Here is a 16,036-nt window from a genome sequence, read left to right on the forward strand (position 1 = left end):
GGAGGAGCAGCCATGAGTCCGCGCACTCTGGTCGAGAAGATCTGGGACCGTCACGTCGTCGAGAGCGCCGACGCCGACCTGCTCTACATCGACCTGCACCTGCTGCACGAGGTGACCTCGCCGCAGGCCTTCGAGGGGCTGCGGATGACCGGCCGCAAGGTGCGCCGTCCGGACCTGTCGGTGGCCACCGCCGACCACGACGTGCCCACCGCCAACACCCACCTGCCGCTGGCGGACATGGTCGGCGCGCGCCAGTTGCAGCTGCAGATCGACAACTGCCGCGAGTTCGGCGTGGAACTGCACCCGATGAACACCCCCGGACAGGGAATCGTGCACGTCATCGGCCCACAGATGGGCCTGACCCAGCCGGGCATGACCATCGTCTGCGGCGACAGCCACACCGCCACCCACGGTGCGTTCGGCGCGATCGCGTTCGGCATCGGCACCAGCCAGGTCGAGCACGTGCTGGCCACCCAGACCCTGCGCATGGCCAAGCCGCTGAGCATGGCCGTCACCGTCAACGGGACGCTGGCACCGGGGGTGACCGGCAAGGACGTGATCCTGGCGGTGATCGCCGAGATCGGCACCAACGGCGGCACCGGCACCCTGATCGAGTTCCGCGGCGAGGCGATCCGCTCGCTGTCCATGGCCGGCCGGATGACCCTGTGCAACATGGCCATCGAGGCCGGTGCGCGCAGCGGCCTGGTCGCCCCCGACGAGACCACCTTCGCCTACCTGCAGGGCCGCGACCGCACCCCCAAGGGCGAACTGTGGGACCAGGCGCTGGCCGACTGGAAGACCCTCTACAGCGACGAGGACGCGGTGTTCGCCCGCGAGGTCGTCCTGGACGGCTCGGCGATCCGTCCGCAGGCCAGCTGGGGTACCAACCCCGGGCAGACGGTGGCCATGGACGGCGAGGTGCCCGACCCGTCCTCGTTCGCCGACCCCGCCGAGCGCGAGGCCGCCACCCGGGCCCTGGAGTACATGGGCCTGACGGCCGGCACCGCGATGCGCGACATCCCGATCGGCACCGTGTTCATCGGCTCCTGCACCAACGGGCGGCTGGAGGACCTGCGGGCCGCGGCCGCGGTGCTGAAGGGCCGCACCGTCGCCTCCACCGTGCGCGCCCTGGTGGTCCCCGGCTCCGCGGTGATCAAGCGTCAGGCCGAGGACGAGGGCCTGGACCAGGTCTTCACCGAGGCCGGCTTCGAGTGGCGCTCACCGGGCTGCTCGATGTGCGTGGGCATGAACGGCGACATCGTGCCCACCGGCACCCACAGCGCCTCCACCTCCAACCGCAACTTCGAGGGACGGCAGGGCCCCGGCGCCCGCACCCACCTGGTCTCCCCCGAATCGGCGGCGGCCACCGCGGTGGTGGGCCGGCTGGCCTCGGCCGGCGACCTGGTCTGAGCACTTTGCACATCCAGAATCTGAGACATAAACGTCCGATATACGAACAGCCTGGAGGAACCCGATGGACCCCGTGACCACCGTCAGCGGACGCGCCGTCCCGCTGGACCGCTCCGACGTCGACACCGACCAGATCATCCCGGCCGTGTGGATGAAGAAGATCGAGCGCACCGGCTTCGAGGACGGCCTGTTCCAGAAGTGGCGCCGCGACCCCGAGTTCGTGCTGAACCGCCCCGAGCGGGCCGGGGCGACCATCCTGGTCAGCGGCCCCAACTTCGGCTGCGGCTCCTCGCGCGAACACGCCCCCTGGGCGCTGCGCGACTTCGGTTTCAAGATCGTCATCACCCCCGGCTTCGCCGACATCTTCCGCAACAACCTGCCCAATGTGGGCCTGGTCCCGGCCCAGGCCGACCCGGCCACGGTCGCCGCGCTGCTGAAGGCCACCACCGAGGACCCGTCCGTGGAGATCACCGTGGACGTCGCCGCCCGAGTGATCAACTGCCCCGCCGCGGGCGTCGTGGACGCGCCGTTCTTCCTGGACGACGCCGCCCACTACCGGCTGGTCAACGGCTACGACCTGATCGACCTGACCATGGCCCTGGACCCGGCCATCACCGCCCACGAGTTCAACCGCCCGGCCTGGCTGCCCACCTGCAACGGCCAGGTCGCCACGGCCGGCTGACGACGGGCGGGGGCCGACCCGTCCGGTCGGCCCCGGTCGGTCCCGGCCGGCCGGACTGGCCCGTCGACCCGTCCGGCCCGGCCCACCGTCCTGCCTGTCCGGCCACGTCGGGCCGACCGGGCCCGACCGGTCTGGACGGCACAACCTGCCCGACCTGCCCGACCTGTTCCGCTCCGCCCCGCCCGGGCTGCCGCCGCGCCGCGGCCCGGGTCCGGCCTGCCACATTCCGTACCCCGCCTCCTCACCCCATCCCCTCACCCCGTCCCCTCATCAAGGAGTACCCATGACCCGCATCGTGCGACCCGGCGACGTCCAGGGCCTGGTCTCGGCCGCCGACCGGCTGCGCCGCGGCGCAGTGATCGTCGCTCCCACCGACACCAACTACGGCGTGTTCTGCGACCCCTTCAACCCCGAGGCGGTCCGCCGCGTCTACGCCATGAAGCAGCGCGACGGCGGCAAGCCGCTGTCGATGTTCGTGGCCGCGCCCAACGACTGGCAGCGCTGGGCCAAGGACCCGGGCCACCCGGGCCTGCCCGGACTGCTGGACGAGGTCTGGCCGGGACCGCTGAACATCATCGTGCGCAAGCGCGAGACCGTCCCTGACTGGGTCACCTCCGGCCAGGACACCGTGGCCATGGTGCACAACCGCTGCTCGGTGCTGAACCTGCTCTCGATCTACAGCGGCATACCGCTGGCGGCCACCTCCGCCAACATCAGCGGCACCATGGACACCGGCCTGGTCGACTTCGACACCGCGGTCGAGCACCTGGGCAGCCATGTCGACCTGGCCATCCAGGGCGAGAGCGCCTCCGCCTTCACGTCCAGCAGCACGATCGTGTCGCTGACCGGTGCGGTGCCGGCCATCGTCCGCCAGGGCGACGTCACGGCGGAACTGATTGCCCGTCACCTGCCGGACCTGGCAGTCCCGGTAGCGGCGCGATGAGCGCCCCCACCGCCTCCACCGCCCCGACCGCCGCTGCTGCCGCCGCCGCTGGGCCCGTCACGGCCGACACCGCCCAGGCGGCTCCCGCCGCGCGCGGGCTGCGGGCGCTGACCGCCTACCGCATCGTTTCGCGCGCCTACTTCCATCTGCCGGTCATGTTCGTGTTCCTGTTCCGGGGACACCTACCGGTCCTGGGCATCGAATCGCTGATGGCCCTCTACGGACTGACCGTCGCGGTGGCCCCGCTGCTGCTGCGCCGGCCGACCCGGAAGCTGTCGCTGCGCGGCCAGCTGCTGGTCGGCGAGAGCGTCAAGGTCGCCGGGCTGCTGTGCCTGGCACTGGGGCCCAACCTGCCCACCGCCCTGGCCGGGCAGATCCTCAGCGGCGCCGGGTTCGCGCTCACCGCCGGCACCGACTCGGCCCTGCTCAGCACCCTGACCCGGGGCGGCGACTTCGCCCGCAGGGAAGCCGTCACCCAGGGCTGGATGTTCGCCGGATCGTTCGCCGCCGGCACCTGCGGCGCACTGGCCTTCGCCCACGGACAGCGGCTGCCCTTCGCGCTGTCCGGGCTGGCCGCGATCGCCGCGCTGGGCTGCCTGGCCGCGCTGCGGACCGACCCGCCCGCGCCCGTGCCTGCGCCCGCGCCCGTGCCTGCGCCCGTGCCCACGCCTGCGGCGGCTCCGGCTGCTGCAACTTCCGTACCTGACAAGCCGGTTGCGGCGAAGAGCGCGCCGGTGCCGTCCGCCGCGCGGTTCTGGCAGTGGTACTACGCGTTGAACCGCGCGTTCCTGCTCGCGCCCTATGTGGGCTTCATCCCCTACCTCCTGGTCAGCCGCCTGCACCTGGGCCTGTCCTGGTTCGGGGCGGTGCTGGGCCTCTACACGCTGAGCGGTTTCGCCGCTGCCCGGCTGTCCCCGCGCCTGATGAAGCGGATCAGCGAACCGCGCCGGCTCGCGTTCGTCCCAGCGGTGCTGACGGCGGGCGGACTGGCCCTGCTGGCCGGACCGAACCTCGGCTTCGCGCTGGTCGCGATCATCGCCCTGGGGCTGGCCGGCGGGTTCATCAGACCCACGGCCATGGCCAACCTCGAACCGCACCTGCAGGCCCTGGACCCGGCCGGACGTCGGGCCATGACCGGTCGGATGGAACAGCACCAGGCCATCTGGTCCGCAGTGCTGCTGGTCGCAGGCGGCCTGCTGCTGCCGGTGGTCTCGCTGCCGCAGTTGTTCCTCGCCCTGGCCGGGGTCAACCTCCTGGTCCAAGGCGTCGTCCTGGCCGGCTCGCGCCGCGCCGACCGCACCACCACCGCGTAGCCCGTGAGGGGACGGACCGACCGGTCCGTCCCCTCACTCCTGCGCGTCACTCCTGCGCGTGCCCGGCCGCCGGGTCCGGTTCGTCCCGGACCCGGCGGGCCGGGCACAGCAGCTTGCCAGCGTTCGCACTACCAACAGGGGAGGCACAGTATGCGCATGCGGACGATCCATGACGGCCTGCTGGACGGGGAGGACCCGCCCGAGCGGGATGTGCGGGTGCTGCTCGCGGATCCGGATCCCATCGCCCGCCATGTGCTGGCGCACGCGCTGCGCCGGGCCGGTGGCATCGAACTGGTGGCCGTGTCCAGCGACCGGACCGGGATGCGGGACCGGCCCGGGGGCCGGTTGGACGCGGCGCTGCTGGCGACCGACGCGCGGGAGAGCCTGGTCGGACTGCTGGACGTATGGACCGCGCAGCGGGTGCCGGTGCTGCTGATCGGCACCGGGTGGACACCGGAGCGGCTGGCCGCGGCGATGGCGGCGGGCAGCAGCGGCTGCCTGGTCAAGGACATCGCCACGGACCGGCTGGGCGCGGCGGTGCGGGCGGTGGCGTCCGGGCACCTGGTGCTGTCCCCCGAGCTGCTCAACGTCTATGCCGCCGGAGCGGCCGGCGCCTCCGCCCACCGGAGCAGACCCGGCGCCCGGGCGGCGGGCCCGGGACAGGCTGCGGCCCGCGGGCAGGCTGCGGACGGGAGCCAGGAGGCCGGCCCACGGGCCCTGCTGACGCACCGTGAACGGGAGGTGCTGGAGATCCTCGCGGAGGGACTGTCCACCGCCGAGGCCGCACGGCAGCTGGGCGTCTCGCCCGCCACGGTCAAGAGCCATGTCTCGCACTGCCTGACGAAGTTGGGCGCGAGGAACCGGCTGGAGGCAGTGATGATGGTCCGCCCGAGCGCCGCCGGGGACGACCCGCACCACTGCCCGGCCGCCTGATCAGGCAATGTCTGATTGCGGGCAGCCGACAGTTGACGAATGACAGATATTGATCTCTGTCTGCTGCGATCTGTCCGTCGAAATCGCACCGCTGACGGTGGTTCAGCTGCCGAGACGGATCCAGGCGTCGCCGCGGGCCCGGGCCGCCAGGAAGACCAGCCGCACCAGCAGGAAGAACCCGAAGACGCACCACACGCCGGTCAGGGCGGCGGCGGTGCCGGGCAGCAGCAGGGCGGCCGGTATGGACAACAGCGCCGTACCGGCGCCCGCGGCGGCGAGATAACGTCCGTCGCCCGCCCCGATGAGCACACCGTCCAGGATGTAGACGGCTCCGGCCAGCGGCTGCAGCAGGGCGATCGGCAGCAGGCTGTGGGACAGCGCGTCGCGTACTCCGGGATCGGCGGCCAGCAGCGGCAGATACAGCGGCTGGGCGACCAGCAGCACCGCGCCGCAGAGGGCCCCGCCGGCCAGGGACCACAGCACCATCTTGCGCATCGCGGCCCGGGCCCGCCGGGCCTCGCCCGCGCCGAGCAGTCCGCCGACGACGGTCTGCGCCGCGACCGCCACCGCGTCCAGCGCCAGGGCGGCGAACATCCACAGCGAGAAGCCGAGTTGGTAGGCCGCCAACGGCACCGCGCCCAGCGCGGTGGCACCGGCGGCCAGGGCAACGATCACCGCGCGCATGGTGACCGTGCGCACCACCAGGGGCAGGCCGGAGGCCGCGGCCCGGAGCATCTCGGCCGGGCGCGGCACCAGGCTGACCCGGTGCCGGCGGGCCCGGCGGGCGACGATCACGGCGTAGACGGCACCCATCGCGGTCTGGGCAATCACCGTGCCCAGCGCGGACCCGGCCACTCCGAGCCGGAAGGCGAACAGCAGCAGGGCGTTGAGCAGCGCATTCGCGGCGAAGCCGACCGCCACCACGGCCAGCGTGGTGCCCGAGCGGCGCAGTCCGCGCAGCACCCCGGCCGCGGCGGTGGCGACCAGCACCCCGGGCAGACCGGCCGCGCTGATCCGCAGATAGAGCACCGCATTGTGGGCCACGGCACCGGTCGCGCCCATGGCATGCACCCCCGGCGGGGCGACCGCCCAGGTCACCACCCCGAGCAGGGCCCCCAGGAACAGGCCGAGCGCCAGTCCGTCCACCCCGGCCCGGACCGCACCGGCCTCGTCACCGGCCCCGACCCGGCGGGCCGCGGTGGCGGTGGTGGCGTAGGCAAGGAAGACGCAGCAGTTGACCAGGGCGCCCAGCAGGTTGCCGGCCACCGCGACCCCGGCCAGCGGTTGCGCCCCGAGATGGCCGACCATCGCGTTGTCGGCCAGCACAAAGGCAGGCTCGGCCAGCAGGGCGCCCAGCGCCGGTAGCGCCAGCCGGGCGATGTCGGCAGGGCTGCCGACGCGCACGCCGGTGGGGGGCGGCGGCGCGCCGGCGGATCGGGGCCGCAGGGCGGCGGGTGCGGTCATGGCCTCGGTTCCAGGGGTTGCAGCAGTTCCGACAGAGAGGAGTGGCGTACGGCCCGCCCGGGCGTGGTTGGGCCGGGCGGGCCGTACGGAAGGGCCGACCGGAGTGGGCCGGCGCGGGGCGGACGGGGCCGGGGTCTCCGGCGGTGAGGGTGACGCGGCGCGCAGGGCCGAACCGGCGTGCCCGGACGGGCCGGGTCCAGGGCCAGGCCGGGCCGGTGCAGCCGGGCAGCACGCACGGACGGAAGGCAGTGCGACGGGCGGACCGCGCGGACGGGTGGGGCCGGGCCGGGGTCTCCGGCAGCGGGGTCTCCACCGACAGCGGGGGTGCCAACGCGGGCGGGTTACGGCCGGCGGTGCGGGGCGCGCCCAGCAGGACAGGCCCAGGCAGGACGGGCCCAGACGGGCCGACGTCCGGCGTCCGGCGTCCGACGTCCGACGTCCGACGTCCGACGGAAGGTGGTCCGGGGGCCGGATCAGGGCATCCGGCCTGAGGGGTGGTCAACCCCGGCCGGGTACGGCCTAGTCGGCGACGCGGCCCACGACGCCGTCCATCCACTTGTCCGCGTGCCGGTCGGCGGCGGCCTGGTCGCGGAAGGCGTAGGTCTTGAGCAGCCAGCGCTGCCGGGCCCGCTCGGGGTTGTTGATCTCCACCATGTCGCGGCTGTGCAGGCCGTCCTGGTTGGCCAGGACGAACAGGTCGCGGGTCAGGATCATGTGGCGTCGCTTGCGGGCCTTGACGATCGCGTTCTTGAGCGCGATCAGCGCCTCGTAGGCGTCGACGCCCGCACCCGGGGCCACCCGGGTGCGGGTGTCGTAGTACCGGAAGCTGTGGTGGTTCTCCAGCACCGCGTGCGGCTCGGAAACCGTCTGGCTGGTGTTGGAGTCACGCGAGTAGCGGTCGAACGGCGTGATGAACAGCGGGCTGCGCAGCGTCGCCTGGACCTCGTCGCTGAGGTTGGTCAGCAGGTCGCGGCCGTCGGCGAAGCCGGTGAAGATGAGGTCGCCCTCGGGGCAGCGCATACCGAGCAGGGCCAGGAAGTCGGCGCGCACCGGGTGTGCGGTGCGGTCGTTGTGGAAGAACAGCTCGCTGTCGGTCTTCTGGGTCTGGGTGCCGGTGTAGCGGTTGACGGCGTAGACGTCGTGGAAGAAGTCACCGTTGTTGCGGGTCTCGTAGGCCAGCAGCGGGGTACCGACCAGCTGGCCGAAGAGCTCAAGGAAGGTCTCACCGACGAAGGTGGTCTTCTTGCGGTACTTGTCCGCGACCGGGTCCTCCTGGTCGAAGAGCGGGATCTCCTCGTCGATCGGGCAGTTGCGTAGGACGTGGGCGTCGGACTCGCCGGATTCACGCTCGGTCCGCACCGTGGTGCAGAGCTCCTGGAAGAAGCCGGGCACCTCGTCCCGGTCCACCACGTCGCGTACGGCCGCCGAGAAGGCGGGGTAGTCCTCATAGGGGCTCTTGGCAACGGAGGCGAGCACCGAGAATAGCTCGTCGCGCTCGGCGTCGGTGAAGACGTAGACGGGATCCATCTGTGGGTTCACTCCTTGGTGATCGGGTGCTTCGTGCCGTCATCCATGCTCGCGATCAGGGGGGTTGGCAGGCATCGGCCGATGGATGAACTGAGGCCGCCCGGGCGGCAGTTGCTCCGATGCGCGTACGCCGGGGGTGGAGCGCGGTGGAGATCCGGCCCAGGCCTCCGCCGAAAGGTGGAGACCTGGGCCGCCGGGCCTGGTCCGACTCATCGTTCGGCGGTGGCCGTGCAGGCCTCGGCGGTGACAGCGGCAGCGGCGCCGGTGATGGACGCGACGTCGGCGGGAACCTCCACGCCCACGTGGGCGCTCAGATCGCCGCCCAGGTGCGGGCGGGCGTGCGGGTGCGGGTGCGGGTGGGCGTCCACGCCCGCGCTCACACCCGCGGCCGTGCCTGCACCCGTGCCTGCACCGGTTCCCGCAGCCGTGCCAGCACCGGTTCCCGCAGCCGTGCCGGTTCCCGCGTCCGCAGCCCCAGCGGTGCCGGTTCCCGCGTCCGCAGCCGTGCCCGTTCCCGCAGCCGCGCCCGCACCCGCGCCCGCGCCCGCGGTCAGCAGGTCGTGGAGCATCGACCACAGGTCGCGGGTCTGCACCGGGTGCTCCCCCGTGCTGTCGATCAGCGGCAGCTGCGGCATGCCGAGCAGCGCGGCGACCAGGAGCCAGGCCACGGTCCGGCCGTGGTGCCGGGGATCGATCCGTCCGCAGGCCTGCCCCCGGTCGACCAGGTCGGCCAGCCGGGAGTGGACCCGGTCCAGCAGGTCGGGCGGGCGCGGCTCGGACCGTACCTGTTCCGCGACCAGTCGCAGGGCTGCCCGGACGCGCGGGTTCTGCTCCACCAGCTCGGCCAACTCCCGCAGCAGCTGCTCAAGTTGGTCCACCGGATCCTGCGTCCGCTCCAGATACCCCAGCTCCAGCTGCGCCCAGGCCCGCTCGGCGTCCTGCACCAGGACCAAGGCAAGGGCCTGCTTGGAGGAGAAGTGCCCGTAGAGGGCACCCTTGGTCGCTCCCGCACGCGCGGAAACGGCCTGCACGGTGGTGGTGTGGTAGCCGACGGAGGCGAACAAGTCGGCGGCGGCGTCCAGCAGTTGTTCACGGGTGTATCGAGCCCGGGCTTGGATCATCGGGGAGTGCCTTTCCGGCGGGCCTGCCGCCCACCAAAAGAAACCGGCTAGCCGGTCAATTTCTTGATGCTGAAGCGGCCCGGCGAAGGACCGCGAAAAAACGACCGCAGAGAAACGGCTGCGGGGAACAGCTGTGCAACGACGGCTGCGCCCCGGCCCCCGGCCCGCCGTCCACGGGGGCGGAGACCGGAAGGCCGGAGCAGCAGCGAGCCGGGTGCTAACCGGTCGAGTCGGCCTCGACCGGGAAGCGGACGGCAGCGTAACGGGACGCCGCCGCCTCGAAGTTGAGCGTGCCATGGCTCGCCGCGGCATGGACGTCGCGCCATCGCACCTGGATCGGATTCAGCTGTGTCTGGGTGCTGGTACCTCCGGCCCGGAAGATCCGCTCCACCGCGTCCACCAGCAACTCGACGGCCAGCGCCACGTCCCGCTGGATGCCGGTGACCGTGTACGCGTCCATCGGTCCGCCGTCCGCCGAGCGGGCGCTCTGCGTCAGCAGCAGTTCCGCCGCGTGGATCTCGCCCCCGGCGCGGGCCAGGGTCTGCTGGACGGCGGGCGAGGGGCCGGGCCCTCCGGCCGCCGCCTTGGCACGCAGCGCCGCGCTCCAGGCATCGAGCGCGCCGCCGGCCGCGCCCAGCACCGGTGCGGCGAAGATCAGCGCCGCGACCATGGGGAAGGGGACCTGATGGCAGCGGGCGACCTCCTCCCCGTCCACACTGGTCCGCGGCCGCAGCAGGTCCGCGAGGACCATGGTGCGGTGCGCGGGCACGAATACCCGGTCGACCACGACGCTGTTGCTTCCGGTCCCCCGCAGTCCGGAACTGCGCCAGGTGTCCAGCACGGTGCAACTCGCGCGCGGCAGCAAGAAGATGCGGTGCTCGGGCCCGCTGGGGCACGGGGTCCAGCTCGCCAGCAGGATCCAGTCCGCGTGGTCGACGCCGCTGGCCAGGTTCCACCGCCCACTGAGCCGCCACCCGGCAGCGCCGGCCTGAGCGGCGACGCCGGCGGCGGTGCCGCCGACTCCGCCGCCGACCTCGCTACCGGCGTCGGCGGCCGGCTCGGCCGTACCGGCGGGCGGGATGACCGCTGCCGCGATCCGGGTGTCCGGGCCGTCGGCCCAGAGCGCGTACTGCGCCTGCTCGGGCAGGTAGGAGGCGAGCCTGCCGTGGGCGGCGAACAGGGCGGCACACCAGGCGGCGGAGGCACAGGACTCCCCCAGATCGGCCACCGACTGCACCAGCTCACCGAACCCGCCGGCCCGGCCGCCCCACCGCTTCGGCACGAACTGGCGGGGGAACCCCGCCTGCGTCAGCGCCTCGGCCACCTCCGGAGCCAGCCTGAACTCGTCCTCGCAGGTCTTCACATGACGGGCCGCCACCTCACTGACGACGGCAACGCTGTCCCGCAGTCCGGAGACCGCATCCACGGTCAGCACCAGGTGCTCCGCACCTGCGGCACGGACACCTGTTCGTCCGGCATACCCGACGTACCCGACACACACAACTCACCGTTCGCGCCAGGCGCGCCCGGCGCGGGCAGCCCGGGCAGCCGACCGGGCGACCACTGCAGCAGCGCCGTGGCCACGTCCCGCTGGTCCTGCTGGGCGCTGAGCATCACCACGAAGCGCTCCTCGCTGCAGGACGAACGCTGGGTACGGGCCTGGACGGTGACCGGGCGGTTCAGTTCGGCGAAGCTGTGGAACCAGACGGTGGCGTCGCGCAGCGCCGGGTCCGGCAGCTCCTGGCCGCGCGGAACCGGAACCAGAACCGGAACCGGAGCCGCATACCGGTCCTCGGACAGCGTGCGGGCCCAGGCCAGCTGTCCGGCCTGGCGCATCGCCTCCAGCAGCACCATGCCGGGCAGGTGGTCCGAGGGGTGGTCGAAGTAGGTCGGGTGGCCGAAGTCCACCACCACCTCCCAGCCCTGCCCGTCGGGCAGGGTCGCCAGCAGGACGTCCCCCCGGTCGCGGCGGCCGACCGCCCGGGCCTCGACGTCCACCTGGGCCGGCTCTCCCCGGGTCCCGCTCGTGACGTCACCACCCGTCACGTCGCCACCACCATCGGCGCCACCGCCACCGCCACCGCCACCGCTGCCACCGCCGCCGCGTCTGCGCACGGCGGCGTACGCGCGCGGGTCCAGCGCCTCCCAGCGCATGCTGCCGTGGCCCACCCGCTGTCCGGCGACCAGCAGTTCGGCTTCGAGGACCATGCTCATCCGACGGCCGCTGCGGGCGCCCGGCGTGCAGGTGACGTCGACGGTGACCGGCAGGCAGCCCAGCGCCCCGGCGGCGGGAAGGGGCCCGGCGGCCGGATCCAGGTCAAGGTCCAGGCCGCAGAGCAGGAACATGTGGGTCGTGGGGACGTCGTAGAAGCGGTGCGAGATGTGGATGGCGAGCTGGCGCAGGGTCTCGGCGACGAGCATCGGGTCGGCGGCGCCCGAGCGGGTGCCGTAGAGCCGGTGTCGGGCGGGCCAGCGGGCCCCCACCTCGAACCGGTCGGCGCCCCTGCGCTGTGCGTCGGTCAGTAGGACTTCGCTGGGATCAACCTTGTGTACAGACTCGCGCGGCACCGACTCCGCGAACGAGATTCCGTCGGTGAGCTGGGGCTCCGTAGTCCCGATCGGGCACGGTCTGTCCGTTATGTCTGTGGTCGTGTGCATGAGTTTCCCCCTCAAGATGCAGTCCGGCCACCGGTCCGACCTGGCGTCTCATCAAGTACTCACCTGACCGCCGTCCCGGCACGGGTCGAAAATATACCCTCCGGCCGGTATATTACAACGTGCCCAAGAGGCATATTCATGGCCGCGGAGACCCCGAGGGCCCACCTCTACGCAGACACAAGCGCCAAGGGAATCCGATGACCCAACTGTCCCCTCCTGAAGCCTGGTTGCAGCAGACAGCAGCCCGGCGCTCCCCCGACCTGCGCCAGGAGCGCGCCGTCCGCACCAGAGAGCAGATCCTGTTCGCCGCCGCCGAACTCTTCGCGCAGGCGGGCTTCCAGAAGACCTCGATCAAGGACGTGGCCGACCGGGCGGGCGTCACCAAGGGCGCCATCTTCTTCCACTACCCCACCAAGGAGATCCTGGCCACCGCCGTCGTCGAGGCCCACTACTCCCGCTGGCCGGACCTGCTCGCGCGGGCCCAGGCGCAGGGCCTGTCGCCGCTGGACGTCGCCTTCGAGGTGCTCGACCAGGCGGCTGTCGCCTTTCGCGACGACCTCGTCGTGCGGGCCGGAGCCCGGCTGCAGATAGAGCGTTCGCTGATCGACGCCCCGCTCCCGCGCCCCTACGAGGGATGGACGGACGTGCTCGCCACGCTGCTCCGCGATGCGCGCGACAGCGGCGAACTGCGCCCCGGCACGGACCCCGACGCCGCCGCGAGGTGCCTGGTCGCCAGCTTCTTCGGCACCCAGCACATCTCCGACACCCTCAGCCAGCGCGCCGACCTGCTCGAGCGGTGGGCGGACATGCGCGAACTGCTCGCACTGTCGCTCCGGCCCTGACGCCGCGCCACTGACGCGGAGCCTCTGACGTAGCGTCAACTGCTTGTCAGCACCGCCCCTTGGACGGAAGCCCGAGCCGCCGACCGGGCCTCCGTCCATGGTCACGCCCACAGCCCTGCCAACGATTCTCACCTGCACCACCGTTGACACCCGTTGGCATGTGCGCGACGCTCGGTCAAGGGCCCGGTCACGGTCAGAGCCGGCCCTGGTACGTCTCCCATCCCGGCGCCGCACGAACGAACCGGAAGGCACTCCGTTCTCGTGCGAGCAGCGGTTCGCGGGGCGATCTGGCCGCAGCGCATCTCCGACTGACAAGCCTGATCACCCATGGAACCCGCCATGAAGGCTCATTCAGTCGACGGAGGATCGCCGTGGTGTACGACAAATTCTGGCCGCATGTCCTTTCCCTGTTCCGAATCATCGTCGGGGCGCTGTTCCTGGCCCACGGCACCGCCAGCATCTTTGGTGTCCTCGGCGGGAACATGGGCTCGGGAGCCTCTCTCCACCTGGGCACCTGGCCCGGTTGGTGGGCCGCCCTGATCCAACTGGTGGGCGGTGCCCTGGTCATCCTGGGCCTGGGCACCCGTCCGGCCGCGCTGCTGTGCTCGGGCTCCATGGCCTACGCCTACTTCAGCATCCACCAGGACAAGGCGCTGCTGCCGATCCAGAACGGCGGCGAACCGGCCGTGATGTTCTGCTGGACCTTCCTGCTCATCGCGATCGCCGGTCCCGGCACCTGGGCCCTGGACTCACTCCTGAACAGGAACCGGAGCCGGAGCACCACCGCGCCGGCGACACGACCGGTTGGCGCCGCACGGGACAACGTCACGGCCTGACCGTCACGCCTGTCGCACCTGCCGAAGGGGCCGCCGGCCTGGCATCACACCCAGGCCGGCGGACCCCGGACAATCCGTTGGGCGGGAGCGTCGGGTCATGCCTGCTGAACTCCCGCTGCCGGTCCCCGATCCCTGGTTCCGCGCCACTACGGTCGACACCGGCCTGGGTGTCGACCAGCTGCGCACCGCGTTCCCCGACCTCTTCCGCCGCGAGCCGCTCGTCGTGGTCACACATGCCCACCTCGACCGCATGGGCTCCGCCCACGAGTTCGAGCAGGTCTGGGCCCACCCGCTGGAGCACCAGGAGAGCCCGGCGTTCGGCAGCCTCCGCGGCGACCTGCCGGCCGACGCCCTCGGCCTGCGCCCTCACCCGGATGCGGGCCCTCATCGACGCCTACCTGGAGGCCACTGCCGACTAGTTTGTCGGCATCAAGTATCTTGACATCGAGATTGTTTCCCGGCAGGCTTCCCCCTGATCTCTTGACGTCAAGATATATGCGGGAGGCGGGCGGATGCAGAGCGGTACAGGCGGCCGGACGGGGGCCCCACGGGAAGCTCCGGGGGAAAGCCGGGGTCTGGTGGCGCAGTTGCGCAACCCGCCGGGCGGCCGTGATGCGCGGATCATGCTGGGCGCGCTGTTCCTGGACCGGACCGGTTCCGGACTGTGGGCCGCGTCGTCGGTCCTGTACTTCACCTTTGTGGCCCATCTGCACGCGCAGACCATCGGCCTGTTGCTGGGCGTGGCCGGCGTGGCCGGGATCGTCGGCTCACCGCTGGCGGGACGCCTGGCCGGGCGCCTCCCGCTGCGGTCGCTGCTGATCGGCTGCCACCTGCTTCGCCTGGTGACCCTCGGCCTGGTGCTGGTCTGCACCGGATTCGACGCGCTGCTCCCCGTGGTCGCCGCCACCTACCTGGGCGACCGGGCGGCGAAGACGCTGGAGATGCTGTTCGCCACCCGGGCCGCGGGCGAGCAGCGGTCGACCTACCAGGCACTGTCGCGCACGGCGGCGAACGCCGGGACCGCGATCGGCGCGGGGATCGCAGCCGCGGGTCTGGCCGTGGGGACCGAAGCCGCGTACCGGGCCCTGATCCTGGGCGACGCACTGTCGTTCCTCGCCGCCGCCGTCCTGGTGTGGCAGATCCGGGAGCCGCGCGACAGCGGCAGCAGCATCACCCGCGCGGTCAGCGGCGTCACCTCGGCGGCGAGGACCAACAACGCGGTGGCCGACGGCAGCACCCGCGCAGCGAATCCCTGGCGGGACCGTGGATACCTCCTGTTCGTACTGCTGGACATCCCGATGAACCTGGACGATTCGATCCTCAACGTCGGGATGCCGCTCTGGCTGGTGAACCGAACGTCCGCGCCGCACGCGCTCGTTCCTGCCTTCCTGATCATCAACACCGTGCTGGTCGTCGTTCTGCAGCTACGGGTGTCGGCACGGGCCGAGGGTCCGCGCCGGGCCGCACGCGCGGTGATCCTGTACGGGGCCTTGCTGTTCGCGTGCTGCATCGCCCTGGCGTCCGCCGCAGCAGGGGGCGGGGCCGGGGTGACCACGGTCGTCCTGCTCGCCGCCGCGCTGCTGGTCACCATGGCGGAGCTGATGCGTTCGGTGAGTTCATGGGAGCTGGCAGTCTCGCTCGCGCCCCGGGAGGCCGGGGCCCGCGCGTCCTATCTGGGGGTGGCCGGAATGTCCCAGTCGGTGCAGAAGTCGGCCGGCCCACCGCTGCTGACCAGCGTGGTGATGGCCGCCGGACCGGCAGGGTGGGTGGTACTCGGCACGGTGGTCGCGGGGCTGTCGATCGTGCAGCGGACCGCGTGCCTGCGACGGCTCAAGGCGTTCACGCCCCCGGCCGCCGCAGCCGCCCCGGCCGCCGCAGCCACCGCAGTCGCCACAGCCACGCAAGGCGTTGCGGCGGACCACACCGCGACGCAATCGCTTCAGGTCTAAGGTCTCCGCGGTTCACCGGTGTCGAAGAAGGCGTCCAGGAGTTCCTTCAGCTGGGTGCGTTCGGCAGCGTCGGGGCTGCGGCGGTAGCGGCGGGAGTAGCCCTCGACCCAGGCCCGGACCGGGCGTGCACCCTCCGCGGTGGGTTCCACAGCGACCCGGTAGATGCCATGACCGGTCCAACTACGGTGCAGATAGAGCTGGTTGTCCTCCAGGAAGATGTTCCACCGCTCCTCCATGGCCGCGGCCCGCACGCCGTGGCGGATCCGCTGCCACTGCCCGGCGGTCCAGCTGATGTCGGGGACCGGGATCGGCTCAGGACGTCGCATCGGCTCGGCCTTGACCAGGCCGTCGCGGCGCA

At 72.2% G+C, this 16,036-nt stretch carries 14 protein-coding genes; 9 read left to right on the forward strand and 5 right to left on the reverse strand.

Annotated features, from left to right (window positions below; all coding sequences use genetic code 11):
* Positions 1-12: 12 nt before the first annotated feature.
* The 5 genes from leuC to ACEZDG_RS16745 all read left to right on the forward strand — a co-directional run bounded on the left by leuC (position 13) and on the right by ACEZDG_RS16745 (position 5,281).
* A complete protein-coding gene (gene leuC, locus ACEZDG_RS16725; protein ID WP_380509493.1) occupies positions 13-1,410 on the forward strand; it encodes a 3-isopropylmalate dehydratase large subunit in 1,398 nt (465 codons plus the stop codon).
* A gap of 64 nt (positions 1,411-1,474) precedes the next feature.
* Complete coding sequence (leuD, locus tag ACEZDG_RS16730) at positions 1,475-2,092, forward strand: 3-isopropylmalate dehydratase small subunit (RefSeq protein ID WP_380509496.1); 618 nt, start codon at positions 1,475-1,477, stop codon at positions 2,090-2,092.
* 283 nt (positions 2,093-2,375) lie between these two features.
* A complete protein-coding gene (locus tag ACEZDG_RS16735; protein ID WP_380509499.1) occupies positions 2,376-3,035 on the forward strand; it encodes an L-threonylcarbamoyladenylate synthase in 660 nt (219 codons plus the stop codon).
* Positions 3,032-4,348, forward strand: coding sequence for an MFS transporter (locus tag ACEZDG_RS16740; protein WP_380509502.1), 1,317 nt, complete (start codon positions 3,032-3,034; stop codon positions 4,346-4,348). The genes ACEZDG_RS16735 and ACEZDG_RS16740 overlap by 4 nt, the downstream gene beginning before the upstream one ends.
* A gap of 156 nt (positions 4,349-4,504) precedes the next feature.
* Complete coding sequence (locus ACEZDG_RS16745) at positions 4,505-5,281, forward strand: LuxR C-terminal-related transcriptional regulator (RefSeq protein ID WP_380509504.1); 777 nt, start codon at positions 4,505-4,507, stop codon at positions 5,279-5,281.
* A gap of 102 nt (positions 5,282-5,383) precedes the next feature.
* Here the strand turns inward: ACEZDG_RS16745 and ACEZDG_RS16750 are convergent, their stop codons facing one another.
* The 5 genes from ACEZDG_RS16750 to ACEZDG_RS16770 form a co-directional block, all read right to left on the reverse strand.
* Positions 5,384-6,745 (reverse strand): MATE family efflux transporter, encoded by a 1,362-nt coding sequence (locus tag ACEZDG_RS16750; RefSeq protein ID WP_380509507.1) that lies wholly within the window; start codon positions 6,743-6,745, stop codon positions 5,384-5,386.
* A gap of 519 nt (positions 6,746-7,264) precedes the next feature.
* On the reverse strand, positions 7,265-8,272 hold the full coding sequence (locus ACEZDG_RS16755) for a TauD/TfdA family dioxygenase (RefSeq protein ID WP_380509511.1): 1,008 nt from the start codon (positions 8,270-8,272) through the stop codon (positions 7,265-7,267).
* A gap of 209 nt (positions 8,273-8,481) precedes the next feature.
* On the reverse strand, positions 8,482-9,393 hold the full coding sequence (locus tag ACEZDG_RS16760; protein ID WP_380509514.1) for a TetR family transcriptional regulator: 912 nt from the start codon (positions 9,391-9,393) through the stop codon (positions 8,482-8,484).
* 217 nt (positions 9,394-9,610) lie between these two features.
* Positions 9,611-10,828 carry an oxidoreductase gene (locus ACEZDG_RS16765; RefSeq protein WP_380509517.1) on the reverse strand — a complete coding sequence of 406 codons (1,218 nt, stop codon included), beginning with the start codon at positions 10,826-10,828 and terminating at the stop codon, positions 9,611-9,613.
* Positions 10,822-11,961: a ScbA/BarX family gamma-butyrolactone biosynthesis protein gene (locus ACEZDG_RS16770; RefSeq protein WP_380509520.1), complete on the reverse strand. Its 1,140-nt coding sequence runs from the start codon at positions 11,959-11,961 to the stop codon at positions 10,822-10,824. Before ACEZDG_RS16770 ends, ACEZDG_RS16765 begins: the two co-directional genes overlap by 7 nt.
* A 287-nt stretch (positions 11,962-12,248) precedes the next feature.
* On the opposite strand from ACEZDG_RS16770, the gene ACEZDG_RS16775 reads away from it, so the two are divergent.
* The 4 genes from ACEZDG_RS16775 (at position 12,249) to ACEZDG_RS16790 (ending at position 15,678) form a co-directional block, all read left to right on the forward strand.
* Positions 12,249-12,893 (forward strand): ScbR family autoregulator-binding transcription factor, encoded by a 645-nt coding sequence (locus tag ACEZDG_RS16775; RefSeq protein WP_380509523.1) that lies wholly within the window; start codon positions 12,249-12,251, stop codon positions 12,891-12,893.
* A 371-nt stretch (positions 12,894-13,264) separates the two neighbouring features.
* Complete coding sequence (locus tag ACEZDG_RS16780; RefSeq protein WP_380509526.1) at positions 13,265-13,729, forward strand: DoxX family protein; 465 nt, start codon at positions 13,265-13,267, stop codon at positions 13,727-13,729.
* Between the two features lie 97 nt (positions 13,730-13,826).
* Entirely contained in the window at positions 13,827-14,171 is a 345-nt protein-coding gene (locus tag ACEZDG_RS16785) for a hypothetical protein (RefSeq protein ID WP_380509529.1), read from the forward strand.
* 136 nt (positions 14,172-14,307) lie between these two features.
* On the forward strand, positions 14,308-15,678 hold the full coding sequence (locus ACEZDG_RS16790) for an MFS transporter (RefSeq protein WP_380509531.1): 1,371 nt from the start codon (positions 14,308-14,310) through the stop codon (positions 15,676-15,678).
* The last annotated feature ends 358 nt before the right edge of the window (positions 15,679-16,036 follow it).

This window comes from Streptacidiphilus alkalitolerans (genome assembly GCF_042511045.1).
GTDB classification, from domain to species: Bacteria; Actinomycetota; Actinomycetes; order Streptomycetales; family Streptomycetaceae; genus Streptacidiphilus; species Streptacidiphilus alkalitolerans.